We start from the raw sequence: 25,431 nt of genomic DNA on the forward strand, positions 1-25,431 counted from the left end.
GGCCCCCTGGTGCACACGGAATGGGCCTCAACCGGCGAGTCATCGGGAGGGGCCGCGGTGAGTTGCCAGTTGGGGCCCAGTGGGGCGTGCGGAGTGGGCCTCAACTGGCAAGTCAGCGTGCGATGCCGGCCGGGAGACGGCAGAAGGCCCCCTGGACAGGATCCAGGAGGCCATCCGAGGTGCTCCGGCGAGCCGCCGGGCGTGGATCGTGCGGGTTACAGCGTGTGCTTCGGGGTGCCGTCGGCGGGACGCGCCGCGGCGGCGGCATCCGTGACGCCCGGGGCGGTTGAGGTACGGGCCGAGGCGGCGAGCAGGTCGCGGATCTCGCTCAGCAGGACGATGTCGGTGAGCGGTGCTGCTTCCTCCACGCCGGGTGCCTGGGCGGCCAGGCGGCGCTCCTGCGCCTCTTTCATCCGGTTGATCGGCAGCACGAAGACGAAGTAGACCACGGCGGCGATCAGCAGGAAGTTGATGATGGCCGCGAGCACGGCGCCGAGCGCCAGCTCGCCACCGCCGGGCAGGCCGATCAGGAACGAGGTCTTGAGGCTGTCGGCGTTGAAAATGGCACCGATCAGGGGGTTGAACACGCTCTCGACGATTGCGGTGACGACAGCGGTGAAGGCGGCGCCGATGACGACGGCGACGGCGAGGTCGATGACATTGCCCCGCATAATGAATGCTTTGAAGCCTTGGATCATGGTTCTTCCTTACGTAGGGCGGGTGTGAACCGCGTCCTCGATATTACCGGACGTTGTCGCCGAGCCGGAAGAGCGCGGAATCCGAATTCAGGAAGACTTGGGTGCCGGCGTCGGGGACGAGCTGGATCCCGAGCCGCCCGACGACGAGCTGGACGACGGCGTCGCCGGTGCGGACTTCTCGGCCGGCTTCGCGGCGGGGGTGGAGTCCGACTTCGACTCCGACTTGGCGGCGCTCTTCTCGGCGGACAGCGAATTCGACTTGCCGGACTCGGCGCGGGAGTCGTTGCGGTAGAAGCCGGAGCCGGTGAAGCTGACCCCGATCGACGAGTACACCTTGCGCAGCTTCCCGCCGCAGGTGGGGCACTCGGTGAGGGTGTTGTCGGTGAAGGCCTGCTGGATATCGAAGGCCGTGTCGCACTCGGTGCAACGGTAAGAATAGGTAGGCACTGCGTCTTTTCGGTTCGTGGTTCGAAGGAGCTGGCCGGCCGGGCCGGTGGGGAAAGTCTAGAAGACGACGATCCGGGTGGGGGTGACGAGGCCGTTCACCGGCTGGTCGTGCACCTCGCGGGGCACCTCGTCGAGGTATTCATTGTCGTAGACGACGGCGTACACCGGCGGGCATTTCTCCATCGACCCGAGGGTCTTGTCGAAGTAGCCGCGGCCCCAGCCCATCCGCAGGCCGGTGCGGTCGATGGCCGCCGCGGGAACGATGATCAGGTCGACGTCGTTGATCGCGATCGGGCCGAGCAGCTCGCCCGAGGGCTCCGGCGCGCCGGACAGGCCCTGGATCTCGGTCTGGTCCTCACCGACGGTCCAGTCCAGCAGGCCGTCGTCGCGGGAGACGGGGAAAAGGACGCGGATGCCGCGTTCCTCGGCCCAGTTCACGAACGGTCGGGTGTTGGGTTCGGTGGGTCCGGAGAGGTAGCAGGAGATGGACCTCGCGGAGAGGTCGAGCACGATGCTCTGCAGGTTCTCGGTGAAGCCGGCGGTGGCGGCGTCGCGTTCCATGGTGGTCAGGTTCTGGCGGCGCTCCCGGAGCTCTGCGCGGAGCGCCCGCTTGCGGTGCTCGATATCGGAGTCCATACAAGTCATCCTAGGTGCGGAAGAAGGTGGGGATGCCGCTAACCTAATGCCATGGTTACTCAGATTACTAAGGCCGTCATTCCCGCTGCTGGAATGGGAACCCGGTTCCTGCCCGCGACCAAGGCCATGCCGAAGGAAATGCTGCCCGTCGTCGACAAGCCGGCCATCCAGTACGTCGTCGAAGAAGCCGTCGCCGCCGGACTGACCGACGTACTGATGATCACCGGGCGGAACAAGAACGCCCTGGAGAACCACTTTGACCGCGTCACCGAGCTCGAAGCCGTGCTCATCCAGAAGGGCGACCGCGACCGTCTGGCCAAGGTGAACGAGTCCACCGACCTCGCCGACATGCACTACGTGCGCCAGGGCGACCCGCTGGGCCTGGGCCACGCGGTGCTCCGCGCCAAGATGCACGTGGGCCACGAACCGTTCGCCGTGCTGCTCGGTGACGACATCATCGACGCCCGCGACCCGCTGCTCGACAAGATGCTCGCCGAGCAGATCAGCCGCAACACCAGCGTCGTCGCCCTGCTCGAGGTCGATCCGTCGCAGATCCACCTCTACGGAGCCGCCGCGATCGAGAAGACCGACGACCCCGACGTGGTGCGCATCACCGGCCTGGTCGAGAAGCCGGCCGCAGCGGATGCGCCGTCGAACCTGGCCATCATCGGCCGCTATGTGCTGCGCCCCGAGGTGTTCGACGTGCTCGAGCACACCGCACCGGGCAAGGGCAACGAGATCCAGCTCACCGACGCCCTGCAGGAAATGGCCGTCAACCCGGAGACCACCGGCGGCGTCTACGGCGTGATCTTCCGCGGCCGTCGCTACGACACCGGCGACCGGTTGGACTACATCAAGGCCATCATCCAGCTCGCCGTCGACCGCGACGACCTCGGCGCCGAGCTGCGCCCCTGGCTGCAGGAGTTCACCGCCACCCTCGAGTAGCACCGCCTGTTCACAGGTCGGTCCCGGGCTAGGATTCGGGCATCATCGGGCTTCGGCCCCCAAGTAGACGGGTTCATCGTGCCGACCGCGATTCCGACGCTCCGCGAGGGCGCAGTGACCCTGCGCCCGATTCGGCTGCGCGATGCCAAGGCCCTCGAGCGTGAGCTGATGGCGAACCGGTCCTGGCTGCGCACCTGGGAGGCCACCAGCCCGTACGCGCCGATGTCGTTCGACACCCGCGCCAGCATCCGTAGCCTGCTCACGCACTCGCGCACCGGCAGCGGGCTACCGTTCCTGGTGGAGTACAACGGCGAACTCGCCGGCCAGCTGAACGTCTCGTCGATCACCTGGGGGTCGCTCTCCAGCGCATCCATCGGCTACTGGGTCGGCGAGGAATTCGCCGGCCGGTCGATCACCCCGATCGCGGTGGCGCTGGCGACCGACTACTGCTTCGGCCAGCTCGGCCTGCACCGGATGGAGATCTGCATCCGACCGGAGAACGCGCCGTCGCTGCGAGTGGTGGAGAAGCTGGGCTTTCGCTACGAGGGCCTGCGCCGCCGGTTCATTCACATCAACGGCGCCTGGCGGGACCATTTCGCGTTCGCCCTGGTCGCCGAGGAAGTGCGCGGCGGGGTGCTGCGCCGCTGGCAGGACGGCCTGGTGCCCGAAGGTCAGGCGCGAGTGAACGAGTTCGACCGGGCCGCCGCGGCGCAGCCGCTGCCGGTGGCCGACAAATGACACACCCCCCGGTAATCAGGCATGGATGGTGCCGCGACTCATACCGTAGGGATCATGAGTAGCGAAGTCCTGGGTGGGGGAGTGATGGTGGCCGTTGCCGCCGCGCTCTGGGTGACGTACCTCATGCCGACATGGGCCAGACGTCGACAGTATCTCGCCACCGAACGCAACGCCGTGCGACTGCAGCAGACCCTGCGGATCCTGGCCGAGACGTCGGAGATCCCCCAGGAGGTTCGCGTGGAGACCAGCGCGCGCGGTGTGTCCACCCAACGAAAGATTCTCGCCCAGGCCGAGGAAGACGCCCGGATCGCCGCGAAAGCCGCCGGCGACGCCGCCACGGCCGCCCGCCGTGCCGCCGTGCTGCGCGCCGCCGCCGCCCGCCCGCCGGTGCTCACCCCGGCCGGCAAGGCCAAGCGCCTGCGCGCCATGCGTGCCCTCTCCTCCCTGGTTCTGCTCATCGGCCTCGTCGCCGCCGTCGTCGGCGCGACCATGCTGGCCTCCGGCGCCTGGACCCTCCTGGCCGGCGGGCTCGTCGCCGCCGTCGCCGCCCTGGCGACCCTCGGCCGCCTCGCCGCCGTGAGCCGGGCCGCCCGTGCGCCGCGCACCGCGACGGATGCCGACACCGCCACCCTGGGCCGCCGCGCGCCCGGCAGCGCCACCGGTCAGCGCTTCGAACCCGTGCACTTCGACGAGGCCCCGGTCGCCCAACCGAGCCCGTGGACCCCGCAGCCGCTGCCCAAGCCGCTGCACCTCTCGCCCGGTTCCATCGCGCAGGCCGCGATGGCGTCGGTGGACGCGGCCGCGCAGCTGCGCCAAGCCGCCGCCGAAGCCGAACTGCAGCGCCGGGCCGCGGCCATGGCCGAGGCCATCGCCCCGTCGGAGGTCACCCCGATCACCCGCCCGGTGGTTGCCAGGGCCGCCGCGGCGAAGACCGCCCCGGCAGCCGCGCCGAGCCGGTTCGCGAACATGGGCATCATCGGCGACACCGAGCCGGGCATGACCGACCTCGACGCCGTGCTGCGCCGCCGCAGAGCCGTCGGCTGACCCGCCGGACGGTGTATGCCGCATCCGCTCGCGTGATAATGTAAGTACGCAGTCTGGGGCTATGGCGCAGTTGGTAGCGCGTCTCGTTCGCAATGAGAAGGTCAGGAGTTCGAATCTCCTTAGCTCCACCACAGAGTGCACAAGGATCGAAGCCAGTTGGCTTCGATCCTTGTTGCATGTGTAGAGAAAACGGGGCGATGAGTCGAGCGCAGCTGATCGTGGACCGCCTTGTTGCCATAGCCGAGGAAGACGGCTTCGCCGCGCATGCCGTGCACGTGCTTGTCGGTCACGAGAGCGCCGAGTATCACTGGAGCGATGATGATCGCCGCGATGTGCACTCGGTGGCCAAGGGCGTCTGCGTTCTGGCGATCGGGATCGCCGCCGACGAGGGGCTGCTCGACGTGGATGAGCCGGTCACCGCGTACCTGCCGGACTTCCCACCCGGTGCGGACGTGGCGGGCGTCACAGTGCGGCACCTGCTCCAGATGACAAGCGGTATCGACCTGCCGTGGTCGGAGACCATGATGACGGACTGGCCCGACCTGGCGCGGGAGTTCCTCAGCCGTCCATCACGAGGACGGGTCTTCCAATACTCCAACGCGAGCACCTACACTGCGATGCGGGCTCTGCAGTCCGTTGTGGGTGACGTGCCCCGGTGGCTCGATCGGCGCTTGTTCGTGCCGTTGGAGATCGAGGAGCCCGCGTGGGAGCGCTGCCCGAACGGCTGGATCCTGGCCGGAGGAGGACTGCACCTGCGCACGACCGAACTGGCCCGGATCGGGCAGCTCATCCGCGACGACGGAGTCTGGCAGGGCCAGCGCATCGTGTCCTCGCGCTGGGTGCAGGCCATGCACTCCGACTGGTTCGAGCGGGGGCCGGAAACCGGGCCCGCGTACCGGCGCTACGCGCTCTCCGGTTGGGCCGGGCCCGATGATGCGTGGCGTCTGCACGGTGCCCACGGACAGCTACTCGTCTTCTGCGGCGATGCCGTGGTCACGATCACCGCCCAGGATCATGTCAAGGCCGATCGGATGGCCGAGCGCGTCGTCACGACCCTGCAGCAGGGCGGGAGCTGAGGCGCCGACCTAGGACGGATGCGTCGCCGATTGTGTCAAGCGCACATGGTGCCGCCCGATCGGGGTGACCATCGGCTTGCCAGAGACCGGGTCGGCCGTGATGCTGTTGGGGAGGCCGAAGACCTCTTCTATGAGTGTGCAGGTGACGACCTCGGACGGCTCTCCCATCGCGAGCACTTTGCCGTCCTTGACCGCCACGATGGTGTCCGCGTAGCGGATCGCGAGGTTCACGTCGTGCAGCACCATGACGATCGTCGTGCCTCGACGGTGGTTGAGGTCGGTGAGCAGGTCGAGGACCTCGACCTGGTGGGCGATGTCGAGAAACGTTGTCGGCTCGTCCAGCAGCAGAATATCGGTCTGTTGAGCGAGCGCCATGGCGATCCACACCCTCTGGCGCTGGCCACCGGAGAGCTCGTCGACGCTGCGGTCGGCGAGGTCTGCGATGCCGGTCGCGTCCAGCGCCTCCACGACGGCCCGGTCGTCGTCGGTCGTCCAGGACTGGAACAGCTTCTGGTGCGGATGCCGTCCGCGCCCGACGAGGTCTGCGACGGCGATGCCCTCCGGCGCGATCGGCTGCTGAGGGAGCAGGCCGAGGGTGCGGGCCAGCTGCTTGGTGTGCAGCTCGCTGATCAGTTTGCCGTCGAGCACAACAGCACCGCTGGTCGGTTTGATGAGCCGTGCCAGAGTCTTCAGCAGTGTCGACTTGCCGCACGCGTTCGCCCCGACGATCACGGTGATGCGCCCGGCCGCCAGTTCGAGGTCGACGCCGTCGACGATGGTCCTGTTGCCGTAGCCAGACACCAGGGCTTCTGCGGTCAGTTGATGCTGTGCAGTCAAGAGGAGCCTCCGCGGCGGGATGTGCGAATCAATAAGAAGAGCAGGTAGGGCGCACCGAGGATGCCGGTGATGACACCGACCGGGAACCGGGTGTCGAACGCGAACTGGCCGATGAGGTCAGAGGTAAGGACCAGGCAGGCTCCCATCAGGGCCGCCGGGATGGTCAGCGAGGACCCGTGACCGACCAGCCTGCTCACGATGGGGCCCGCAAGGAACGCCACGAACGCGATCGGCCCTGTGGTCGCGGTCGCGAAGCAGGTGAGGGCGACCGCAGCGAGGATGAGCAGGATGCGCACGTGGTCCACCCGCACGCCCAGTGACGTTGCCGCGGCGTCGCCGAGTTCGAGCGCTTTCAGCTGCCGCGAGAGCAGGGCGAGCGCCGGCAGTAACACGGCCACGGCGATGCCGAGCGGGAGGACGTCTTCCCAGCGGGAGCCGTTGAGGCTGCCGGTGAGCCAGCGCATGGCGACGGCGACATCCCATTCGGCGGCCCGCTGGATCGTGTAGGAGACGACCGAGTCAAGCATCGCCCCGATGCCGATGCCGATCAGGATCAGCCGGCCGCCGGTGGACTCGCCGCCGCGGGCGGCGAAGTAGATGGCCGCGGCCGTGGCCACGCCCGCGATGAGGGCGGCGAACATGGTGGCGGTGCCGCTCCAGCGCAGCACGACGAGGCAGACGACGGCGGCCGCGCTGGCTCCAGCACTGATGCCGATCACATCCGGGCTGGCGAGAGGGTTGCGCAGCATCGTTTGGAACGTCGTGCCGGCTGCGCCGAAGGCGAGTCCGGCGAGGGCTCCGACGAGCGCCCGCGGGATGCGTAGGGTGCCGACGGTGAAGGAGGCCCCGGGCACGCTCTCACCGCGGATGACGGCGAGGACGTCGGAGACCGGGTAGATCGTGTTGCCGATCATGATCACGGCACTCAGGAGCGCCAGGACCGCCACGGCGAGGACGACCATGACGAGCACACGACGGCGGGAGCGGCGGATGCGGCCGGCGCGGACCAGCGCTGTGCGTGCGGCGATATCGGGCGTAGCGGGGAGAGTGGTCATGTCAGAGTGCCCTCATTCGGCTGCGGCGGGCGATGATGACGAGGACCGGGGCGCCGACGAAGGCAGTGACGATTCCCGCTTCCGTCTCGCCGGGGTAGCCGATGAGGCGCCCGATGGTGTCTGCGAGCGTCAGCAGGATGGCGCCGCCCAGCGCCGAGAGTGGCATCATCCAGCGCTGATCGGGACCGACGAGCATGCGCACCACGTGCGGAACCATGAGACCCACGAACGCGATGGGACCGGCGACCGCGGTGACCGCGGCGCAGAGCACCACGCCGGCAACGGCGGCGAGCAGCCGGGTGCGGCCGATGCGCACGCCGAGTCCCACGGCGACGTCGTCTCCGAGGGCGAGCGCGTTCAGCCCGGGTGCGCAGATGAAGGCGACCAGGGTGCCGGCCACGAGCAGGGGGGCAATGACCGCCATCGTGCCCCAGTCGGCGCCGCCGACGCCGCCGATCTGCCAGAACCGGAAGGTGTCCATGGCTGCGGTGCGGGGCAGCAGGACCGCACTGACCAGGGAGCCCAGTGCTGCCGTCGTTGCCGCTCCGGCGAGCGCCAGTTTGATGGGCGTGGAACCGCCGGGTCCGACCGAGCCGACGTTGTAGACGAAGATCGACGTCAGGATAGCGCCGCCCAGGGCCAGCCAGAGGTACTCGTATGGCGAGGTGATCCCGAAAAATGCGATTCCGCAGACGACGGCGAGCGCGGCGCCGGTGTTCACTCCGAGGATGCCGGGGTCGGCGATGGGGTTGCGGGTGATGGCCTGCATCAGCGCCCCGGAAAGCGCGAGTGCGGCGCCGGCCATGATGGCCAGCACGGTGCGCGGGATGCGCGCCTGAACCGCGATCGCGCCGATGTGCGACGGTGTTTGCCCCTGCACCCAGGAGGTGACCCCATCGATGATCTCCGCCATCGAGACGGTTCGCGACCCGAATGCCAGGGAGAGCAGGATGGCGATGATCACGCCGGCGATCAAACCGGCGATGCTCAGAGCGCGCCGCCGCGCCCCCACCGAAGTGGCGGGGGCGCGGCGGCGGTCATCGACCGTTGTGTGCACCGAGGTCACTTCGCGAGCGCGACGGCACCGTCCAGAAGGGCGACGTAGTCGGTCAGCATCCACGGGATCGACAGCGCGGTCGGGGTGACGGCGCCGCTGAGCGCATCGCCGGATCCGACCGAGACGACAGCACCGTTCTGCACGGCCGTCAGCGTATTCCACAGCGGGTCGGCCTGCAGGGCCTTGAGCAGCTCATCGCTGTCGCCGTAGCTCACGATCACGTCGATGTCGGCCAGCTGATCGGCGTTCTCGGCGCTGACGTCCTGGTAGAAGGTGTCGCCGTCGCCGGCAAGCTCGGGAAGATCGAAGCCGAGATCGGCGAGGAAGGCCGTGCGCGAGTCGCCCTGGCCGTAGATCGAGATGGTGGAGAGGTCGGCTGCGCTCATGTAGAAGAACGCCGCCTTCTTGCCCGCGAAGGCGGAGTCTGCCGTGGCGTCCGCGATCTCCTGGTCGAGCGAGTCGACGAGCGCCTGGCCCTCGTCGGCGAGACCGAGAGCAGCGGAGTCGGTGAGGACGACGTCGCGCCACGGGGTGAGCCAGGCGGCATCGGGGTAGGCGACGGTCGGCGCGATCTCGCTCAGAGTGGCGTAGTCCTCCTCGGTCACTCCGGAGTAGCCGGCAAGAATGACGCCGGGCTGGGTGTCGGCGATGGATTCAAAATCGGTGCCGTCTGCGGTGGAGAACACCACCGGCTCGTCAGCGCCGAGCGCCTCGTAGGCATCCAGAGTCCAGTCGTAGACACCGAGCCCATCGCTGCCGTCCATCGACCAGGTCTGGTCATCGACGCCGACCGGAGCGATGCCGAGCGCGAGCGCAACGTCCTGGTTGCCCCAGCCGATCGTGGTGACCCGCTCGGGTTGCGTCTCGATCACGGTCTCTCCGAGCGCGTGCTCGACGGTCACGGGGAAGGCGCCGCTGGCGGCGGGGGCTGCCGAATCGGACGTCTCCGCCGAGGGAGTGGAGCAGGCGGCAAGGCCGATGGTCATGACTGTGGCCGCGCTGAGGCCGAGAAAACGGGAGATTGACATAGGATTCCCTATTCATGTTGGTGGCGGGGGCGTAGACGCGAGGGCGTCAAAACTTTGGTAAGCCTACCCTAATGTCCACCGACGCCCACGCGCCACTATCCCTGCCAGCCGGAGCTGCGGCTAGACTTGACCGGTTCGCCACAACCGGCAGGCCGATGGCGTGGCGGTTGTTCTGTTCGAGAAACCGGGAGACGATCATGACAGCGCACGCGGACGACCAGGCTGCCGGATCGTCGGATGCCGTCGTCGAGGGTGTCTTCGACCTGGCTCGCGATGGCCTCACCGGGCCGCTCGGCGAGATGCTCGACGCCGGCGTGCCGCTCAACCTGGTCAACGCGCGCGGCGACAGCCTGTTGATCGTGGCCGCGTACGCGCAACACCACGACACCGTGCAGGAACTGCTCCGCCGCGGCGCCGACACCGCCATCGTCAACGGCATGGGGCAGACGGCCCTGGCCTGCGCCGTGTTCCGGGGCAACGAGCCGATCCTGGCCGACCTGCTCACGGCCGGCGCCGACCCCGACCTGGGCAGCCACACCGGTGTGCAGATCGCCGACCAGTTCGGCCTGCCGCGGATGCGCGCGCTCATCGAATCGCACACCGGCGCCTGAGCGAGGAAACACCATGTCATCCGCGATGTACTCCAGCCGCACCGGCGTCGTCAACCTGTCCTATGCCGCCATGTGGATCTTCATGATGGTCTTTCTCGTCGCCTGTGCGGCGTACCTGTTCTACCTCCAGCTACCGTGGGCCGCCCTGATCCTGCTCGCGCTCGCGGCGTTCTGTGTGTGGCCGTTCCGGCTGTGCCTGAGGGATGGCAGGGCCGAACGGCGGGCTTACCGTGCCGATCTGGCCGACCAGGCCGCCCGGCGGAACGACTAGCTTCTCGACTCCGGCGAGCGGTGCGTTCCGTGTGCTCTGTCGGCCGTCGTTGATACCCTGACGCCGAACGAGAGCGACGGTGACAGGTCATGGGCGACCAGGCAGACAGGGTGAGCACGGCAGGTAGGTCGGGCACGGCGGGCGTGGCCGTGCGATTCCGCTGCGGGCACGGGGCGGATGCCGCCGACGCGCGCATCACCCTGCAACGGGCCTGCCCGCTGTGCATGCTCCTCGCCGAAACCAAGCGCAGCCGAGCTGAACTGCTGCGCCGGGTGGCCCCAGCCGGGCGGGACGCCCTGGCGCGGGAGACCCGGCTCGGCGCCGAGTACGACTGGATCTGCACCCGCGGGCACTCCAGGTACCGCGCCAGCGTGAGCCAGACCCTGACCGGGCCGGGCTGCCCGAAATGCCTGAGGAACGCCGCGGCTCCCGCCGCCAGGCAGGAGGGCGGGGTGCCGTTCATGAAGCCCGGGCTGAAGACCCGCACCTCCCAGGCCGAACAAAAGCTGCGGATGCTGCTCGGCGAACGCATCCGCCTGCCGCACCGGGTGAACGCGATCCGGATCAACCGTAGTTTCTACGGAAAGCCGGAGGTGTGGCCGGATATCATCATCCCCGCCCTCAAGGTCGCGATCGAATACGACTCGCCCGGCCGCGCCAAGACCGCGCACCGCGGGCTCAAGGAGGTCTCCGACCGGGAGAAGGACGCCGCCCTCGAAGAGGTGGGCTGGGCGGTGATCCGGGTGCGCGCCGACGGTCTGGAACCCGTCGGGCGGTACAGCATCGCCTGCACCGGGGTGACCGCCGGGGTCGTCGAGGAGATCCTCACGATGCTCGCGACCATCCGCGGCGAGCACGCGCTGGCCACCCTTATGCGATCAGACCCGAGTGGATAGAGTGGCCGGGTAAGAGGCTCACGGTCGAGCAGGGGGTCGGCATTCGTGAGACGCCCGGATCAAAGGAGCTCGTGCCGTGCTGCACACCGATATACCCACCAGAGACGACGTCGAGACCCTCGCGGCCGTGCGAAAGCATCCCTGTGTCTCGATCTACCTGAGCACCACCCCGCTGCCGCAGGACTCGGAGAAGGCCAGGGTGGAACTGAAGAACCGGCTCACCGAGGCCGTGCTGCAGTTGCGCGACGCCGGCACCGACAAGGCCACCATCGAAGAACTGCAGGAGACTCTGGATGACCTGATCGAAGACTCGGATTTCTGGCGGCTGCTGTCGTACAGCCTGGCCATCTTCGCCAGCCCTGGCAGCGTGCGCACCTTCCGGCTGCCCAACCGGCTCAGCGGGGCGCTGGAGGTCTCAGACCGGTTCTACCTCAAGCCGCTGCTGCGCGCCGTGACCTTCCCCCAGTCCGCGTTCGTGCTGGCGCTGGCGCAGAACTCGGTGCGGTTGCTGGAGATCAGCGCGGACAGCCCGGTGTACGCGGTGTCGGTGCCCGGGCTGCCCAGCGATGTGGCGGATGCCGTGGGCCTGCCGTCGATCAACGGCCGCACCCAGGACAGCCACATCATGGGCGGCCGCATCCAGGGCGCCGAAGGGCAGAAGGTGCGGATGCGCCAGTACGCCAGGGCGATCGACCGGGCGCTGCGCCCGGTGCTGAGCGGGCTGGACCTGCCGCTGATCCTCGCCGCGGCCGAACCGCTTGCGGGTATCTACCGGTCGGTGAACAACTACCCCAACCTCACCGACGCGATCATCGCCGGCAACCCGGAGGAGACCCCCGACGAGGATCTCGGCCGGTCAGCGCGGGGCATCCTGGACGACCTGTACGCGACCGAACTCGCCGAGCTCAAGGACCGGATGGCGCGCAGGGCCGCGCACGGCCGGGCGGTCACCGACCTGAGCGACGTCGCCAGGGCGGCGACCTACAGGGCGGTGGAGACCCTGTTCGTGGACATCGACCAGAGCGTTCCGGGACTCGTCGACGACGAAACCGGCGCGCTCACCCTGAGCGGCCAGGACGACGCCGTCAGCTACGGCGTGGTGGATGAGATCCTGCGCCGCGCGTTGCTGTCTCGGGCGGAGATCTTCGCGGTGCGCGCCGATGACATGCCCGGTGGCGGGGCCGTCGCGGCTGGAGTGCGGTTCATGGTCTGACCGCGAGGCCGGACCGCGTGGCTGGACACAGACGAAACCGGTGCCGCCCGCGACAGGCGGCACCGGTGAGTGTCGTGCGCCGCGCGTGGGCGGCTCGCTCGAGGCGGTTAGCGCTTGCGCGCCTTCTCGGTCTCAGCGGACTTCGCCTGCTTGTCGGCGCGCTTTTCCTTCAGGGACTTGCCGGCGACCTTCTTGGTCGCATCCTTCTTGGGTGATTTGTCAGCCATGTGTACTCCTTCGACCCGAGCCCTAGCGGCACCGATGGTTTGACCATACGCGGGTTCGACCCAAAGGGCACTTCGAGCGCGATGCCCTGTGCCATTCGCGGGTGTCGACGTAGGCTGTCAGCGATGAGGCGCCTCGTCACTGGGACGAGTGGGCGCGGAAGAGCCGGGAGATCATGAGCGCACAGGGAACGTACAAGGCAGTGCTATTCGGTCCGAACGTGATCGGGTCCGGCACAGAGGTCGAGCTGCACTACAGCAACGGCGAATACCAGGACGTGGTGGTGCTCGAGGCCGTGGAGGACGGCCAGACGATCACCCGCACCTATCGCAAGGGCCGGGAAACCGAAGAGCCCATCCCGTACCGGTTCGTGGACGAAGACGTCTCGGACGAGACCCCGGAGGGCGAGGTTCCCAACTGACCAACTGACCAACGGGGCACCGTGACGGCGGGCTAGAGTCGAGTTCCGGGCTTGGAACTGCGGCTCAGTCGCACCGGCAGCGCCATCAGCGGGCCGACGAAGCGGCGCTGCAGGCTCCGGCCTGGGCCCCAGACATACTGCACGATGAGCTGGGCCAGGATGGCGCTGGCCGCGAGGGCCACCGCGATCGCGCCGGCGGTGAGCAGGTTGAGCAGCCCGTTGATGTCGCCGTCGGACATCTGCAGCAGCCCGCGGAACAGCGCCAGCCCCGGCACCAACGGCACCAGGGAGCAGACGATGATCACCAGCGGCGGGGTGCGCACGATGCGTGCGCCCACGGCCGCGAGGAGACCGGCGCCCATCGCGGAGATTCCGGACGACCAGACCAGGCCGAAGCCGGCGCTGGTGGCGCCGAGGTAGATGGCCTCGGCCACCGCGCCGATCAGGCAGAGCACCCAGAACGCCCGCCACGGCACCTGCGTGGCGAGGCCGAAGCCCACCACGATGACCACGGCCGCGATCAGCTGAATCGCCACGACACCCACGGTGGGGGTGAGATCGGCGGTGATCTGCAGGTCGAGACCGAACCTGGACAGCACCAGCGAGGAACCGGCGACCCCGGCGACGAGGCCGGCGGTGATCAGGAGCGCCTCGATGAGTCGCGCCGTGCCGGTGAGGTAGAACCCGGACAGGGTGTCGTGCACGGCGCCGAAGGTGGTGACGCCGGCCAGGAGCATGATGATCGTCGCCACCACGACGAGCGACGGGGTGGCGCTGGGATCCACCAGCGGCACGAACGCGGCGAACAGCGGCCCGATGGCCCCGCCGACCACGGTCTGGTAGAACAGCGGCACCCGGCGCTTGTCGAGCGCCGTGGTGAGGAAGTCGATCACGAACGCGGCGACGAACGCGGCGAGGACCACGATCGGGCCACCGCCGATGAGCGCGGCGGCGCCGGCGCCGACCAGGCTCCAGCCGACCCGCCGGTACAGCAGGGTGACCTGCGGCTTGGAGGAGACGATGGTGGCCAGGCGTTTGCGGGCCTCCGACACATCCGTGGGCTCGTCGATGAGCTCGGCGATCAGCTCGGAGGTGGCGGTGAGCTTGGCGTAGTTGAGGTTGCGGTACTTCACGTCCCGGCTGCGCGAGATCGCCTCGTGGGTGGACTGGTCCTCGTGGGTGAGCGTGATGATCGTGTGGGTGATGTTCGCCTCGGTGCCGCGCAGGCCGTAGGCGCGGGTGAGCGCGAGCATGGCAGCGGTGGCGTCTTCGGCGCCGGCGCCGGAGGAGAAGATCACCTCGGCCAGCCGCATCACCAGGTCGAGCACCGACCGGGTGTACGCGGCGATGTCGATCGTCGGGACGGCGGTGGTGGAGGTGCTCGGCGCATCCTCGTAGGCACGCACCGCCGCGATCCCGCTGGCGTCCGCGCGCAGGATGGGGATGCTCGTCGTCACCGGCCGCGGGGTGGTGGGGTGCGGGGCGCGGTACGGCTGCTTGGGGATCGGCGCGGTCGTTGGAGCCGCCTGGACGGCCACCTGGTCGGTGTTGGACGGTGGGGAATTCGGGGGCACGGCAGTCAACGGGACAACTTCAACACTTCGGGGATCGGTGAGACGGGTGGGAATCGGTCGGGTGCGCTCAGTCATCGAGGGCACCGAGCCAGGCGCTGGCGACGGTGGCGTGGGCGGAATCGGCGTTGGACGGGTGGAACACTCCGGCCAGGACGTCACGGTACAACCGGCCCAGTTCGTCACCAGTGAAGTAGCTGGCGCCGCCGTTGACCCGGAGCATCGAGTCGACCACGGCCTTCGCGTTCTCCACGCTGGTGTGTTTGAGGCCGGCGAGCCGGGCGAACCAGAACGGGCCGTGGTCGACGAGGTCGTCGACGTCTCTGGCGAGGGTCTGAATCGGCGGGTAGGTGGCGTCCAGCAGCATCGCCGCCTCGGCGATGCGGCGACGGATGTCCGGATCCTGGGCCAGCGGACGGCCGTCGTGCTTCGCGGAACGGCGGCGTTTCGCGGCGGCGACGCCGAGCTCCAGCGCCCGCTGGGCGATGCCGGTGTACACGCTCGAGAGCAGGATCTCGAAGGTGGCGAAGATGCCGAAGATCAGCGGGTCGTTCACCGGGCCGGGCGGCAGGTGGCGCACCACCCGGTCGGCGGTAGCGCGGGCGCCGTCGAGCAGGGTGGTCTGGCTCTGGCTGCCGCGCATGCCCATGGTGTCCCAGTCGTCCCTGCGACTGATGCCGGGGTCGGCGCGATCGAGGAACGCCCACACGATCAGCGGCCGGGCGGGATCCGAGGTGTCCAGGCCCATGGTGCCCAGCTGGGTCCAGACCGGGGACAGCGAGGTGAAGACCTTGGTGCCGGTGAAGGTGTAGTCGCCGCCCTGCTGCGGCACGGCAGCCGTGCTCGACCCGAACAGGACCAGGTCATTGCCGGGCTCGCTGACACCGAAGCCGAAGATCGCGCCCTGTGCGGCCTCGGTGAGGACGAAGTCGAGGGCGGAATCACCGCGGTCGTGCATGACCTTGGCCACCCCGGTCCAGACCAGGTGCATGTTGACCGCAAGCGCCGTGGCCGGGGCGTGGGCGGCGAGCCGGGATTGCTCGTCGGCCAGCTGCGGCAGGGTGAGGCCGAGCCCACCGAACCGGACGGGCACCAGGGCGCGCAGGTACCCGGCGGCGGCGAGGTCGGTGATGTCGTCGAACGGGAAGGTGTTGAGCGCATCGTGGGCCGCCGCGCGCGCTCGGATGCGGGCGAGAATGTCGTCGTCGAGCACCCGTTTCACGGCGGCGGGGGAGGGCGCGTTGGCGCGGGAAGACTCGGTCACACCTGCAAGCCTACGTAGGGTTTCGTCTCCGTGTGATCAGGCGCACGAGCAGGAAGACGATCCCGCCGAGAACGGCCGCGATTCCCAACCAGGGCAGGGCGAATCCGACGCCGACCAGGGCCGCGCCGAGCGCGGTCACCAGGGCGTTCCAGCCGGCCACGATGCCGGACACGAAGGTGTCGGGAGCGCCGGGGGCGACGGTGTCGGTGGCGGTCAAATCGAGGGTGATGGTGGAGTACTCGATCTGGTCGGCCAGGTAGTCCCGCTGTGACCGCATGCTCTCCAGGTCGGCCTGCCGGGTGGCGAGTTCGCCCTCGATGGCGATCAGGTCGGCGGTGTTTCCCGCCTGCGTCATCAGGGCGAGCAGACGGTCGACGGAGGTGGTGAGGGCGGTGACGCGGGCGTTGATGTCTGCGCTCTGCTGGGTGACGTCGGAGGCGTTCAGGGTCACGTAGTTCACCGTGCCCAGCGCCCGCAATTCGTCCAGGGTACGATCCAGGTCGCCGGCCGGGATGCGCAGGGTGAGGGAAGCGCTGGCGACCTGTTCGTCGGTCTCGGGGTTCTCGGTGCGGCTGTCGACCCGCCCGCCGGCCTGCTCGACGATGGTGACCGCATCCTGCGCGGCCGTGATCGGGTTGGTCACCGTCACCGAGACCGACCCGGTGGTGATCACGGACCGGTCGGCGACGGAGGCGTCTTGGGCGAGCGAGTCGCCAGAGGCGCTCTCCGGCTGCCCGAGCATCTCACCGGATGTCGACGCCGACCCGGATTCGGTGTCGGCGCTGTCGTTGGCGGCGGACGTGCATCCGGCCAGCAGCAGGACGACGAGTACGACGCCAGCGGCCCAGCCGACGCGGGGGCGGATCGCGGATCGTGGCGCTCTGCTCTGGTTCATGGCCCCACTGTATGGGTGGCTCTCTCCCCAAATCTGGGGGGTGTCTGGGAGTCGGATCACAATCGCGTCTCGGCGCCGGGCCGGGCCGTACGCTGAAAATGGAGCCGTTCGCGGCCCCGCCGCCCGAAGATTGATTTCAGCTCGTGTTTGAGGAGGAACCCATGGGATTCGTAGACAACGCCAAGGACGCGCTCGACGCCACCGGCCAGAAGATCGGCCGCGCCGCGGAGGACGCGAAAGAACGCGTCTCGGACAAGGTCGACGAGGTCAAGGCAGACGCCGAGGTGAAGAAGGCCGAAGGGGACGTCAAGCGCGCGGAAGCGGAGCGGGACGCCACCAAGGCCAAGAACGACTACAAGGAAGACCTGCGCTAGCCCCGCGGGCGAGCCGGTAGATGACCACCCCCGTGGACGACACCGCGGCGGGCGTGGTCGGCGCGGCGCCGACGGAGAGCATCCGTCGGCGCCGTTTCGCACGTCTGGGCGCGGCACGACTGGGCGCGGCCGGCATGAGCGCCGCGCTCAGGCGTGCGCCCCGGCTGCACGTCCACACCGACACCGGGACCGGGCCGGTAGTGATCCTGGTGCACGGCATCGCCTCCACCTCCGCGACCTGGCACAAGGTGGTACCCAAGCTCTCGCCCGGGCACCGGGTGATCGCCATCGACATCCTCGGCCACGGCGGCTCGCCCACCCCGATGGGCTGCGAGTACACCCTCGACGACCACGTCGCATCGCTCGCCGCCACCATCCGCAGCCTGCGCCTGCGGGAACCGTTCGTGCTCGTCGGCCACTCCCTGGGCAGCCTGATCGCCACCCGATACGCAGCCGAACGACGCTGGTATTCCCCGGCCGGCATGCGCGTGGCGCGCCTGGTGCTGGTGGGACCGCCGATCTACCTGACCCCGTCGGACATCGGCGACCCCTGGGTGCGCGCCAGGATCTCGGCGTACCTGCGCGCCTACGAGTTCCTGCGCACGAACAAGGACTTCACCCTCGCCAACGCGGCAGTGCTCGGCCGGCTGCTGCCCAAGGGCATCCTGGAACTGACCAGCGACACCTGGACACCGTTTGTGAAATCCCTTGAGCACTGCATCGAATCGCAGACGATGGTGAGCGACATCGCCAGCCTGCACGTGCCCGTCGACCTGATCTACGGGGCTCTGGACGCCTTCGTGGCGCCGGGCAGCCTGCAGGTGGTCGAACGGATGCGGCACGTCACCACCCACCGGGTGGAGGGCAACGACCACATTGTGCGCAGCCGGGTGGCCCGGGTGCTGGTGCGGGTGATCGACGGGGCCGCCGACCTGCCAGCATGAACCTATGATTTCTTCCGCACGGTATCTGCAGGCCTATGACGCCCAGCTGCGTACCGACGCGGAAACGCCCAGCGCGCTCAGCGTGACGCGGCTGGGCCCGTTGCGGCTGGTGACCTTTGCCGGTGGGCGCGGCTTCGTCACCTATCGCGACCTCGAGGGGGCCGATGCCGCCGGGATTCACCGGCTGGTCACCGACGCGATGGCGCACTTCCGCTCCGACCCCGGCATCAGCCGGGTGGAGTGGAAGAGCCGCGGCCACGACCACGCGCCGGGGCTGCACGAGACGCTGCTGTCGGCCGGGTTCTCGCCGGGCGACCCGGAATCGATCATGATCGGCCCGCTCGAGGCGCTCTGCACCGACGGGGCGACCCCGCCGGGCGTGACGGTGCGCAGGGTCACCTCGCCGGCGGACGTGCGGGCGATGAGCGCCGCCGTGGACGAGGCGTTCGGTGACCCGGTCGACACCCGGATGGCCGACGTGCTGCTGGATCGCCTGGCCCGCGGCGATGGCATGGAACTGTGGGCGGCAGAGGCCGACGGTCGCGTGGTCTGCGGTGGGCGGCTCGAACCGGTGCCCGGCACCGACTTCGTGGGCATCTGGGGCGGCGCCACCCTGCCCGGCTACCGCGGCAGGGGCATCTACCGCGCCCTGCTGAACGCCCGCGCCCGCTCGGCCCTCGCCCAGGGCAAAACCCTGGTGCACAGCGACTCCACCGAGCACTCCCGGCCGATCCTGGAGCGCGCCGGCCTGCTCACGGTCTCCACAACCACGCCGTACGACTGGAGCCGGTAGCCCGTCGCCCGGACTTCTGTCAGCCCGCGTCGATAGGCTGATCAGATGGACACTAGAACACTGGGCAGAACCGGCCGCACCGTCTCCGTCATCGGACTGGGCACCTGGCAGCTGGGCGCCGACTGGGGCGACGTCACCGAGGCCGACGCCACCGCCGTGCTCGCCGCATCCGTTGATGCCGGCGTCACCTTCTTCGACACCGCGGACGTCTACGGCGACGGTCGCAGCGAACAGATCATCGGGCACTTCCTGGAGCACGGCGCCCCAGGCGTGGACATCACCGTGGCCACCAAGATGGGCCGCCGGATGGACCAGCTGCCGGAGAACTACGTGCTGGAGAACTTCCGGGCGTGGACCGAGCGGTCACGCCGGAACCTGGGAACCGAAACCCTCGACCTGGTGCAGTTGCACTGCCCCCCGAGCGCGGTGGTCGAGTCCGGCGAGGTCTACGACGCCCTCGACACCCTCGTCGACGACGGTGTCATCGCCAACTACGGCGTGAGCGTGGAGACCTGCGACCAGGCCCTGGCCGCCATCGCGCGGCCCGGCATCGCCACCGTGCAGATCATTCTGAACGCCTTCCGGCTCAAGCCGCTCGACGAGGTGGTGCCGGCCGCGCGTGCCGCCGGCGTGGGCATCATCGCCAGGGTGCCGCTGGCCAGCGGGCTGCTCACCGGCAAGTACACCCGCGACACCGTGTTCGCCGACAACGACCACCGCAACTACAACCGCGACGGCAGCGCCTTCGACGTGGGCGAGACCTTCTCCGGCGTCGACTACGAAACCGGTCTGACCGCCGCGACCGAGTTCGCCGCGTTGGTGCCGGAGGGCCTCACGCCCGCGCAGGCCGCCCTGGCCTGGGTGGCGCAGATCGACGGGGTCTCCTCGGTGATCCCCGGTGCCCGCTCGGTGAAGCAGGCGGAGGGCAACGCCGCCGCCGGCGCCGTGCCGCCGCTGCCGGAGGACTTCATGGTCGGCGTGCAGCGCATTTACGATGACCTCCTGCGGGCGGACATCCACCCGCGCTGGTAGCCCTCGACCGGCCCCGCGCACGCTGAGTCACGCCCCAACCCGCACGCCGGGTTGGGGCGTTCTCGCGTCTGGGGACTAGTCGAGGTCGTCGGGGTCCTTGCCGGTGCGCTCCTCGGCGTCGAGGGCCGTGATCGCCGCCAGGTCGGCGTCGGCCAGCGTGAAGTCGAACACGTCCAGATTCTCCCGGATGCGCGCCGGGGTGACCGACTTGGGGATCACGATGTTGCCCAGCTGCAGGTGCCAGCGCAGCACCACCTGCGCGGCGGACTTGCCGTACCGGGCGCCGATGGCGTCGAGCACGGGGTCGCCGATCGCGCGGCCCCGAGCCAACGGCGACCAGGCCTCGGTGAGGATGCCGTGGGCCGCGTTGTACGCGCGCACCTCGGCCTGCACCAACCACGGGTGCAGCTCCACCTGGTTGACCGCCGGGACGACGTCGGTCTCGGCCAGCAACCGGTCGAGGTGGTGGGTGTGGAAGTTGGACACGCCGATGGACCGGGCGCGGCCGTCCGCGCGGAGGGTTTCCAGGGCGCGGTAGGTGTCCAGGTAACGGTCCTGCGCCGGCGCCGGCCAATGGATGAGGTACAGGTCGACGTAGTCCAGGCCGAGCTTGGCCAGGCTCGTATCGAAGGCGCGCAGGGTCTGGTCGTAACCGTGGTCGGTGTTCCAGACCTTGGTGGTGACGAAGACCTCGGCGCGGGGGAGAGCGGCCCTGGCCAGGCCCTCGCCGACGCCGCGCTCGTTGGCGTAGAGGGCCGCGGTGTCGAGGTGCCGGTAGCCGGCCTCCAACGCGACCTGGACGGTGCCGGCGGCCTGCGCATCCGGAATCTTGTACACCCCCAGCCCGAGCTGCGGAATGGTGTGCCCGTCATTGAGTTTCAGCGTGAATGCCATGCCCCCATTCTCGTCGGGCTATTGTCGACGTCGAAACCTCCTCGTGAACTGGAGAGTCCCACGGAGCATGCGCTCGCCGGCAGCACCGCTCTGGTGACCGGGGTGTCCCGGCGCAGGGGCATCGGCTACGCGGTGGCGTGCCGGCTGGCCGAGCAGGGCGCCCACGTCTTCATTCAGCACTTCGCCCCGCACGACGAGCAGCAGCCCTGGGGCGGGGACGACCTCGACGCCGTGCGCGCGGGCATCCGCTCCGTGCTGGTCGACGACGCCAAGTTCGGTGACCTGAGCGCCGACCTCTCCCAACCGGATGCGGCCGCCCGCGTCATGCAGGCCGCGACCGAGCTCACCGGTCGGGTCGGGATTCTCGTGGCCAACCACGCCCGCAGCGGCGGCGACGGGTCGATCTTCGACCTGACCGCCGACATGCTCGACGCGCACTGGCAGGTCAACGCCAGGTCCACCCTGCTGCTCACCCGCGCTTTCGCGGAACAGTTCGGTGATGCGGCCCGCCGGGCCGACGCGGCTCCGGCGGCGGACGACCCGCCGGTGCCCGTCGAAGCGGGGGAGCTGCCCGCGGCCATCGACGAGTTCGCCACCGGCCGGGTGATCTGGCTCACCTCCGGCCGGATGCGCGGGCGGATGCCCGGCGAGGTCGCCTACGCGGCCAGCAAGGCGGTTCTGGCCGGTCTGACCCCCACCGTGGCCAGCGAACTGCTCACCCACGGCATCCTGCTGAACACCGTTGACCCCGGCCCGGTCAACACCGGTTACCTCGACCCGGAGGTCGCCGACCGACCGTTGTCCGGGATGCTCGAGTTCCTGCGCACCATCCCGTTCGGACGGTACGGCGACCCCACCGACCCGGCCAGGCTGATCGGCTGGCTGTGCACCACGGATGCCCGCTGGCTGGTGGGCCAGGTTCTCACCAGCGACGGCGGGTTCGCGCTCTCGAACTGAGAACGCGGCGGACTAGGAGACCTGGATGCTGATGGGCTCGGTGTCGGGGATCGGGCTCACGTCGCGGCCACGCAGGTCGGGGTGCCAGCGCCGGCCGAGCGCGGGGATGATCGTGCCGAGCGCGGCGAAGCCGGCGGCCACGTAGATCGCCGACGCGGCGCCGGAGTGGTCGATGGCGAAACCGGCCAGCGCGGAGCCGAGAGCGGCGCCGATCAGCTGTCCGGTGCCGATCCAGCCGTAGGCCTCTGCGGTGTCGCTGAACTTGACGCTGGCCGAGACTATGCCGAACAGTACCGCGAACGACGGCGCGATGCCGATGCCGGCCACGAGCAGTGCGGCGGAGAGCCACCAGAAGTTGAGGAAGATGCCCGCGACGGACAGGCCGAGCGTGACGATGAGCATCCGGCTGGCCAGCGCCCACGGGCCGATCGGCAGGTGTCCGAGGGCGAGACCGCCGATGAGCGAGCCGATGGCGAAGATGCCGAGCACCCAGCCCGCGTTGGCGCTGCCGTGCCCGAACACGGCCACCACACCCGCCTCGACCGCGGCGCAGGCGGCGACGAGCATGAAACCGACGACCGTGCTCAGCAGTACCTCAGGCTTCTTGAGCACCACCCCGATTTTGCGGCGGCTGCGGGGGATGCGCACCCGGCCGACCTCGGGCAGCGCCACGAACCAGATGCCGCCGGCGACGAGGAAGAACGCGGCGAGCAGGATGCCCGCCGTGGTGCTGACCTGGATGGCGACGAAGGTGGCGATGACGGGGCCGAGCACCCAGATGATCTCCTGCGCTGACGCATCCAGGGAGAACAGCGGGGTGAGCTGGCGGGAGTTGACGACCTTGGGGTAGATGGTGCGCACGGCCGGCTGCACGGGCGGCATCGACAGGCCGGCGATGAATCCGACGATCATCAGGCCCACGATGGGCAGTGGCACGAGGGCCATGATCACGATCGCGGCGGTGCAGACGATCATGGTGACGATGAGCACCGGGCGCATGCCCAGCCGGCCCATCAGCCGGGAAGTGAGCGGGCCGGCGATGGCCTGGCCGATGCTCATGGCGGCGAGCACGAGGCCGGCGGCCGCGTAGGAATCGAAGAGCTTCTCGATGTGGATCAGGAACGCCAGCGAGAGCATCCCGAACGGGAATCGAGCGGTGAGCTGGGCTCCAATGAGTCGGGCAACGCCCGGGGTTTTCAGAAGGGTCCAGTAGCTGCTCACAACCGTCCAGTCTACGGCCGCGGCGGGCCCCGCCGCACAGCGCTGCGGCCCGTGCGGCCGCTAACGTGAACGGATGCGCACCCTCATTTCGGCGGCCGATCTGGCCGCGCTCCTCGTCACGGGTCCGACGCCGCGAATCCTCGATGTGCGGTGGAAGCTCGGCGGCCCTCCCGGCCGGGGGGAGTTTCGCCGCGGGCACCTGCCCGGCGCCGTGTACGTGGACCTCGACACCGAGCTGGCCGGGCACGGGGACGCCGCAGAGGGGCGGCATCCGTTGCCCTCGTCGGCGCAGCTGCAGGCCGCCGCCCGCGGCTGGGGGCTGAACGACGGCGAGACCGTGGTGGTCTACGACGACCTGGGCAACATGTCGGCCGCCCGCGCCTGGTGGTTGCTGCGGCACGCCGGGGTGCGTGACGTGCGCCTGCTCGACGGTGGCCTGGCCGCCTGGCGGGCCGCCGACCTGCCGATCGTGGCGGGGGAGGAGCCCGTCGCCGCCGGCTCGGTGACCCTGAGCCTGGGCGACCTGCCGGTGCTCGACGCGGATGCCGCGGCCGCCCTGGCCGTGGACGGCGTGCTGCTCGACGCCCGCGCCGCCGAACGCTACCGCGGCGATATCGAACCGATCGACCCGCGGGCCGGCCACATCCCTGGCGCGGTGAGCGCGCCGACGGGCGGCAACCTCGACGCCTCCGGCCGGTTCCTGCCTGCCGCCGAGCTGCGCGCCCGGTTTGAGGCGCTCGGGGTGCGCGGCCGGGTCGCTGCCGGTGGCGCCGATGGTGCCGGTGATCCCGGCTTCGATGTGGGCGTGTACTGCGGGTCAGGGGTGACGGCCGCGCACGAGGCGGTGGCGCTCACCCTGGCCGGTTTCACCCCGGCGCTGTACCCCGGCTCCTGGTCGCAGTGGTCGAACCTGCCCTGGTGCCCGGTCGCGACCGGTGAGGAGCCCCGCGCGGCCTCGACCCTGTCGTCGCGGCACTAGTTGCGCCCGCCGGCACGTGGTGGAACGCGTGCCGCCGGACCGAACTAGTGCCGCGAGTGCGCGGCGCCGGGCGACGAGGCGATCGGCACCGCGGTGCCGCTCACCACGATGCCGCCGCTGCGGGGCACGTCCACGAGCAGCAGGCTCGGCCGGCCCACGTGCCGGCCCTGGCGGATGACCACCCGTGCCGGCGGCGACACCAGCCCGAGCTCGCGCAGGTACCCGCCCACCGCGGCCGCGGCCGAGCCGGTGGCCGGGTCCTCGGTGATGGTGCCGACCGGGAACAGATTGCGCGCCTCGAACTCGTGCGCGCCCCGCACCACCAGTGTGGTGACGGTGCCCGCCCAGCCCTGGGCATCCATCAGCGTGCGCAGGGCCGCCGGGTCGAAGGTGAACCCGTCGAAGTCGGCGGGCTGGGCGAAAACCAGCACCGGATGCCAGTTGCCGGCGAAGGCCAGCCGAGGCGGGTAGACGGGGTGCAGCGACCCCGCGGCGACGCCGAGCAGGTCGAGCAGGGCGGTGAGCACCTCTGGCGCGATGACCCGCACCTCGGGATCGACGCTGGTGAACGAGGCGGTCAGGCCGGCATCCGTCTGGCTGGTGTCGATCGTGATCGCGCCGACGTTCGTGTCGAAGGTGAGGGTGCCGGCGCCCTCACGGCCAGCCAGCGCCACCGCGGTCGCGACGGTGGCGTGCCCGCAGAACGGCACCTCGGCGACGGGGGAGAAGTAGCGCAGCCGGCTGCGGCGCGGGTCGCCGTCAACCAGCGTCGCCGTGACGAACGCGGTCTCGGCGTAGCCGACCGTGGCGGCGATGGCCTGCATGGCGGCATCGTCGAGGTCGCTCGCGTCGAGCACCACGCCGGCGGGGTTACCGCCATCCTGGGCGCGGTCGACGGTGGGATCGGTGAAGGCGGCGAAACGCAGCACGGGCACGGTCATGGGTCCATGCTGCCAGCACCGGTGTGCGTCGCCGGGCTGCGCGCGCCTTGGCGGGTTCGCTTCCGGGGCGGCGCATGCCGTCGCCGCGCCCCGTCTGGCTGGATGATCCCGCTCTAGTGGGCTCATGTAGCCAGACGGGGCTCAGCGAGTCCGGGATCCGCGCAGAGGAGCCGGGCGGCCCGAGCCCTCGCCGGGCACCCTCCTGGGGCGGCGGGCAGGGTCGCTGCACCCCCTCTGGGCCGCCGCGCCCGCTATAGAGCCTGTTGTCCTTTGGGGTTTTGGATTTGTGGTGCACTGGGATGCTGGTCGGGCGAAAGTGGTCTGCGGGGCCCGACCTGCGGCGGCCGGACGAGGTTTCGTGTGATTCG

Annotated in this window: 28 protein-coding genes and 1 tRNA gene; 16 read left to right on the top strand and 13 right to left on the bottom strand. The window is 69.7% G+C overall.

Annotated features, from left to right (window positions below; all coding sequences use genetic code 11):
- Positions 1-215: 215 nt before the first annotated feature.
- The 3 genes from mscL to K2F54_RS10115 all read right to left on the bottom strand — a co-directional run bounded on the left by mscL (position 216) and on the right by K2F54_RS10115 (position 1,781).
- Positions 216-698, bottom strand: a complete 483-nt coding sequence (mscL, locus tag K2F54_RS10105; RefSeq protein WP_220605737.1) for a large conductance mechanosensitive channel protein MscL — start codon at positions 696-698, stop codon at positions 216-218.
- 87 nt (positions 699-785) lie between these two features.
- Positions 786-1,145 (bottom strand): FmdB family zinc ribbon protein, encoded by a 360-nt coding sequence (locus K2F54_RS10110; RefSeq protein WP_220605738.1) that lies wholly within the window; start codon positions 1,143-1,145, stop codon positions 786-788.
- 57 nt (positions 1,146-1,202) lie between these two features.
- Positions 1,203-1,781 carry a 5-formyltetrahydrofolate cyclo-ligase gene (locus K2F54_RS10115; protein WP_220605739.1) on the bottom strand — a complete coding sequence of 193 codons (579 nt, stop codon included), beginning with the start codon at positions 1,779-1,781 and terminating at the stop codon, positions 1,203-1,205.
- A gap of 51 nt (positions 1,782-1,832) precedes the next feature.
- Between K2F54_RS10115 and galU the strand changes: the two genes are divergently transcribed.
- The 5 genes from galU (at position 1,833) to K2F54_RS10140 (ending at position 5,584) form a co-directional block, all read left to right on the top strand.
- Complete coding sequence (galU, locus tag K2F54_RS10120) at positions 1,833-2,726, top strand: UTP--glucose-1-phosphate uridylyltransferase GalU (RefSeq protein WP_220605740.1); 894 nt, start codon at positions 1,833-1,835, stop codon at positions 2,724-2,726.
- Positions 2,727-2,804: 78 nt separating this feature from the next.
- Positions 2,805-3,464 (top strand): GNAT family N-acetyltransferase, encoded by a 660-nt coding sequence (locus K2F54_RS10125; RefSeq protein WP_220605741.1) that lies wholly within the window; start codon positions 2,805-2,807, stop codon positions 3,462-3,464.
- 54 nt (positions 3,465-3,518) lie between these two features.
- Positions 3,519-4,508: a hypothetical protein gene (locus K2F54_RS10130; protein WP_220605742.1), complete on the top strand. Its 990-nt coding sequence runs from the start codon at positions 3,519-3,521 to the stop codon at positions 4,506-4,508.
- Between the two features lie 55 nt (positions 4,509-4,563).
- Positions 4,564-4,639: transfer RNA gene (locus tag K2F54_RS10135), tRNA-Ala, on the top strand.
- 66 nt (positions 4,640-4,705) lie between these two features.
- Positions 4,706-5,584 carry a serine hydrolase domain-containing protein gene (locus K2F54_RS10140; RefSeq protein ID WP_220605743.1) on the top strand — a complete coding sequence of 293 codons (879 nt, stop codon included), beginning with the start codon at positions 4,706-4,708 and terminating at the stop codon, positions 5,582-5,584.
- A 9-nt stretch (positions 5,585-5,593) separates the two neighbouring features.
- On the opposite strand, the gene K2F54_RS10145 is transcribed toward K2F54_RS10140, so the two are convergent.
- The 4 genes from K2F54_RS10145 to K2F54_RS10160 are packed head-to-tail and all read right to left on the bottom strand — an operon-like array spanning position 5,594 to position 9,561.
- On the bottom strand, positions 5,594-6,421 hold the full coding sequence (locus tag K2F54_RS10145; protein WP_220605744.1) for an ABC transporter ATP-binding protein: 828 nt from the start codon (positions 6,419-6,421) through the stop codon (positions 5,594-5,596).
- On the bottom strand, positions 6,418-7,476 hold the full coding sequence (locus tag K2F54_RS10150; protein WP_220605745.1) for a FecCD family ABC transporter permease: 1,059 nt from the start codon (positions 7,474-7,476) through the stop codon (positions 6,418-6,420). The genes K2F54_RS10145 and K2F54_RS10150 overlap by 4 nt, the downstream gene beginning before the upstream one ends.
- Position 7,477: 1 nt before the next feature.
- Positions 7,478-8,533 (bottom strand): FecCD family ABC transporter permease, encoded by a 1,056-nt coding sequence (locus K2F54_RS10155; protein ID WP_308287602.1) that lies wholly within the window; start codon positions 8,531-8,533, stop codon positions 7,478-7,480.
- A gap of 5 nt (positions 8,534-8,538) precedes the next feature.
- Positions 8,539-9,561 (bottom strand): iron-siderophore ABC transporter substrate-binding protein, encoded by a 1,023-nt coding sequence (locus tag K2F54_RS10160; protein ID WP_255576955.1) that lies wholly within the window; start codon positions 9,559-9,561, stop codon positions 8,539-8,541.
- Between the two features lie 197 nt (positions 9,562-9,758).
- Between K2F54_RS10160 and K2F54_RS10165 the strand changes: the two genes are divergently transcribed.
- The 5 genes from K2F54_RS10165 (at position 9,759) to K2F54_RS10185 (ending at position 13,198) form a co-directional block, all read left to right on the top strand.
- Positions 9,759-10,172, top strand: a complete 414-nt coding sequence (locus K2F54_RS10165) for an ankyrin repeat domain-containing protein (protein WP_220605746.1) — start codon at positions 9,759-9,761, stop codon at positions 10,170-10,172.
- Positions 10,173-10,185: 13 nt separating this feature from the next.
- Positions 10,186-10,443, top strand: coding sequence for a hypothetical protein (locus K2F54_RS10170; protein ID WP_220605747.1), 258 nt, complete (start codon positions 10,186-10,188; stop codon positions 10,441-10,443).
- Positions 10,444-10,532: 89 nt separating this feature from the next.
- On the top strand, positions 10,533-11,339 hold the full coding sequence (locus K2F54_RS10175) for a hypothetical protein (protein WP_220605748.1): 807 nt from the start codon (positions 10,533-10,535) through the stop codon (positions 11,337-11,339).
- A gap of 76 nt (positions 11,340-11,415) precedes the next feature.
- Positions 11,416-12,552 (top strand): baeRF11 domain-containing protein, encoded by a 1,137-nt coding sequence (locus K2F54_RS10180; protein ID WP_220605749.1) that lies wholly within the window; start codon positions 11,416-11,418, stop codon positions 12,550-12,552.
- 400 nt (positions 12,553-12,952) lie between these two features.
- Entirely contained in the window at positions 12,953-13,198 is a 246-nt protein-coding gene (locus tag K2F54_RS10185; protein WP_220605750.1) for a hypothetical protein, read from the top strand.
- A gap of 32 nt (positions 13,199-13,230) precedes the next feature.
- On the opposite strand, the gene K2F54_RS10190 is transcribed toward K2F54_RS10185, so the two are convergent.
- From K2F54_RS10190 to K2F54_RS10200, 3 genes are read right to left on the bottom strand one after another with little or no spacing between them, the layout of a single operon-like run.
- Positions 13,231-14,847 (bottom strand): threonine/serine exporter family protein, encoded by a 1,617-nt coding sequence (locus tag K2F54_RS10190; protein WP_220605751.1) that lies wholly within the window; start codon positions 14,845-14,847, stop codon positions 13,231-13,233.
- On the bottom strand, positions 14,840-16,033 hold the full coding sequence (locus tag K2F54_RS10195; protein WP_308287604.1) for an acyl-CoA dehydrogenase family protein: 1,194 nt from the start codon (positions 16,031-16,033) through the stop codon (positions 14,840-14,842). The genes K2F54_RS10190 and K2F54_RS10195 overlap by 8 nt, the downstream gene beginning before the upstream one ends.
- A gap of 10 nt (positions 16,034-16,043) precedes the next feature.
- Entirely contained in the window at positions 16,044-16,928 is an 885-nt protein-coding gene (locus K2F54_RS10200; protein WP_220605752.1) for a DUF4349 domain-containing protein, read from the bottom strand.
- 161 nt (positions 16,929-17,089) lie between these two features.
- Here K2F54_RS10200 and K2F54_RS10205 point away from each other — a divergent pair, with 161 nt between their 5' ends.
- Genes K2F54_RS10205 through K2F54_RS10220 form a run of 4 tightly spaced genes read left to right on the top strand, consistent with a single transcriptional unit; the run spans position 17,090 to position 20,071 of the window.
- A complete protein-coding gene (locus K2F54_RS10205) occupies positions 17,090-17,302 on the top strand; it encodes a hypothetical protein (RefSeq protein WP_220605753.1) in 213 nt (70 codons plus the stop codon).
- Positions 17,303-17,322: 20 nt separating this feature from the next.
- Positions 17,323-18,246: an alpha/beta fold hydrolase gene (locus tag K2F54_RS10210; protein ID WP_255576958.1), complete on the top strand. Its 924-nt coding sequence runs from the start codon at positions 17,323-17,325 to the stop codon at positions 18,244-18,246.
- Positions 18,247-18,250: 4 nt separating this feature from the next.
- The gene (locus tag K2F54_RS10215) at positions 18,251-19,039 is read left to right on the top strand and encodes a GNAT family N-acetyltransferase (RefSeq protein ID WP_220605754.1); all 789 of its coding nucleotides are present in this window, start codon (positions 18,251-18,253) and stop codon (positions 19,037-19,039) included.
- Positions 19,040-19,084: 45 nt separating this feature from the next.
- Positions 19,085-20,071, top strand: coding sequence for an aldo/keto reductase (locus K2F54_RS10220; RefSeq protein WP_220605755.1), 987 nt, complete (start codon positions 19,085-19,087; stop codon positions 20,069-20,071).
- 75 nt (positions 20,072-20,146) lie between these two features.
- Here K2F54_RS10220 and K2F54_RS10225 read toward each other — a convergent pair whose 3' ends face one another.
- Positions 20,147-20,965 carry an aldo/keto reductase gene (locus K2F54_RS10225; RefSeq protein ID WP_220605756.1) on the bottom strand — a complete coding sequence of 273 codons (819 nt, stop codon included), beginning with the start codon at positions 20,963-20,965 and terminating at the stop codon, positions 20,147-20,149.
- Between the two features lie 21 nt (positions 20,966-20,986).
- Between K2F54_RS10225 and K2F54_RS10230 the strand changes: the two genes are divergently transcribed.
- Positions 20,987-21,922, top strand: a complete 936-nt coding sequence (locus tag K2F54_RS10230; protein WP_255576959.1) for an SDR family oxidoreductase — start codon at positions 20,987-20,989, stop codon at positions 21,920-21,922.
- Positions 21,923-21,934: 12 nt separating this feature from the next.
- Here the strand turns inward: K2F54_RS10230 and K2F54_RS10235 are convergent, their stop codons facing one another.
- Positions 21,935-23,143, bottom strand: coding sequence for an MFS transporter (locus K2F54_RS10235; RefSeq protein ID WP_220605757.1), 1,209 nt, complete (start codon positions 23,141-23,143; stop codon positions 21,935-21,937).
- Positions 23,144-23,216: 73 nt separating this feature from the next.
- On the opposite strand from K2F54_RS10235, the gene K2F54_RS10240 reads away from it, so the two are divergent.
- The gene (locus tag K2F54_RS10240; RefSeq protein ID WP_220605758.1) at positions 23,217-24,122 is read left to right on the top strand and encodes a sulfurtransferase; all 906 of its coding nucleotides are present in this window, start codon (positions 23,217-23,219) and stop codon (positions 24,120-24,122) included.
- A gap of 44 nt (positions 24,123-24,166) precedes the next feature.
- Here K2F54_RS10240 and K2F54_RS10245 read toward each other — a convergent pair whose 3' ends face one another.
- Positions 24,167-25,063: a PhzF family phenazine biosynthesis protein gene (locus K2F54_RS10245; protein WP_220605759.1), complete on the bottom strand. Its 897-nt coding sequence runs from the start codon at positions 25,061-25,063 to the stop codon at positions 24,167-24,169.
- Positions 25,064-25,431 lie beyond the last annotated feature (368 nt).

Origin of the sequence: Cryobacterium inferilacus, assembly GCF_019599185.1 — a bacterium.
Lineage (GTDB): Bacteria > Actinomycetota > Actinomycetes > Actinomycetales > Microbacteriaceae > Cryobacterium > Cryobacterium inferilacus.

What these genes read in the sequence shown, in the direction of transcription:
- K2F54_RS10190 (WP_220605751.1), bottom strand. Translation starts at nt 14,847, where the DNA reads ATGACTGAGCGCACCCGACCGATTCCCACCCGTCTCACCGATCCCCGA.
- K2F54_RS10165 (WP_220605746.1), top strand. Translation starts at nt 9,759, where the DNA reads ATGACAGCGCACGCGGACGACCAGGCTGCCGGATCGTCGGATGCCGTC.
- K2F54_RS10225 (WP_220605756.1), bottom strand. Translation starts at nt 20,965, where the DNA reads ATGGCATTCACGCTGAAACTCAATGACGGGCACACCATTCCGCAGCTC.
- K2F54_RS10140 (WP_220605743.1), top strand. Translation starts at nt 4,706, where the DNA reads ATGAGTCGAGCGCAGCTGATCGTGGACCGCCTTGTTGCCATAGCCGAG.
- galU (WP_220605740.1), top strand. Translation starts at nt 1,833, where the DNA reads ATGGTTACTCAGATTACTAAGGCCGTCATTCCCGCTGCTGGAATGGGA.
- K2F54_RS10115 (WP_220605739.1), bottom strand. Translation starts at nt 1,781, where the DNA reads ATGGACTCCGATATCGAGCACCGCAAGCGGGCGCTCCGCGCAGAGCTC.
- K2F54_RS10175 (WP_220605748.1), top strand. Translation starts at nt 10,533, where the DNA reads ATGGGCGACCAGGCAGACAGGGTGAGCACGGCAGGTAGGTCGGGCACG.
- K2F54_RS10205 (WP_220605753.1), top strand. Translation starts at nt 17,090, where the DNA reads ATGGGATTCGTAGACAACGCCAAGGACGCGCTCGACGCCACCGGCCAG.
- mscL (WP_220605737.1), bottom strand. Translation starts at nt 698, where the DNA reads ATGATCCAAGGCTTCAAAGCATTCATTATGCGGGGCAATGTCATCGAC.
- K2F54_RS10240 (WP_220605758.1), top strand. Translation starts at nt 23,217, where the DNA reads ATGCGCACCCTCATTTCGGCGGCCGATCTGGCCGCGCTCCTCGTCACG.
- K2F54_RS10210 (WP_255576958.1), top strand. Translation starts at nt 17,323, where the DNA reads ATGACCACCCCCGTGGACGACACCGCGGCGGGCGTGGTCGGCGCGGCG.
- K2F54_RS10185 (WP_220605750.1), top strand. Translation starts at nt 12,953, where the DNA reads ATGAGCGCACAGGGAACGTACAAGGCAGTGCTATTCGGTCCGAACGTG.
- K2F54_RS10215 (WP_220605754.1), top strand. Translation starts at nt 18,251, where the DNA reads ATGATTTCTTCCGCACGGTATCTGCAGGCCTATGACGCCCAGCTGCGT.
- K2F54_RS10220 (WP_220605755.1), top strand. Translation starts at nt 19,085, where the DNA reads ATGGACACTAGAACACTGGGCAGAACCGGCCGCACCGTCTCCGTCATC.
- K2F54_RS10150 (WP_220605745.1), bottom strand. Translation starts at nt 7,476, where the DNA reads ATGACCACTCTCCCCGCTACGCCCGATATCGCCGCACGCACAGCGCTG.
- K2F54_RS10200 (WP_220605752.1), bottom strand. Translation starts at nt 16,928, where the DNA reads ATGAACCAGAGCAGAGCGCCACGATCCGCGATCCGCCCCCGCGTCGGC.
- K2F54_RS10170 (WP_220605747.1), top strand. Translation starts at nt 10,186, where the DNA reads ATGTCATCCGCGATGTACTCCAGCCGCACCGGCGTCGTCAACCTGTCC.
- K2F54_RS10245 (WP_220605759.1), bottom strand. Translation starts at nt 25,063, where the DNA reads ATGACCGTGCCCGTGCTGCGTTTCGCCGCCTTCACCGATCCCACCGTC.
- K2F54_RS10130 (WP_220605742.1), top strand. Translation starts at nt 3,519, where the DNA reads ATGAGTAGCGAAGTCCTGGGTGGGGGAGTGATGGTGGCCGTTGCCGCC.
- K2F54_RS10160 (WP_255576955.1), bottom strand. Translation starts at nt 9,561, where the DNA reads ATGTCAATCTCCCGTTTTCTCGGCCTCAGCGCGGCCACAGTCATGACC.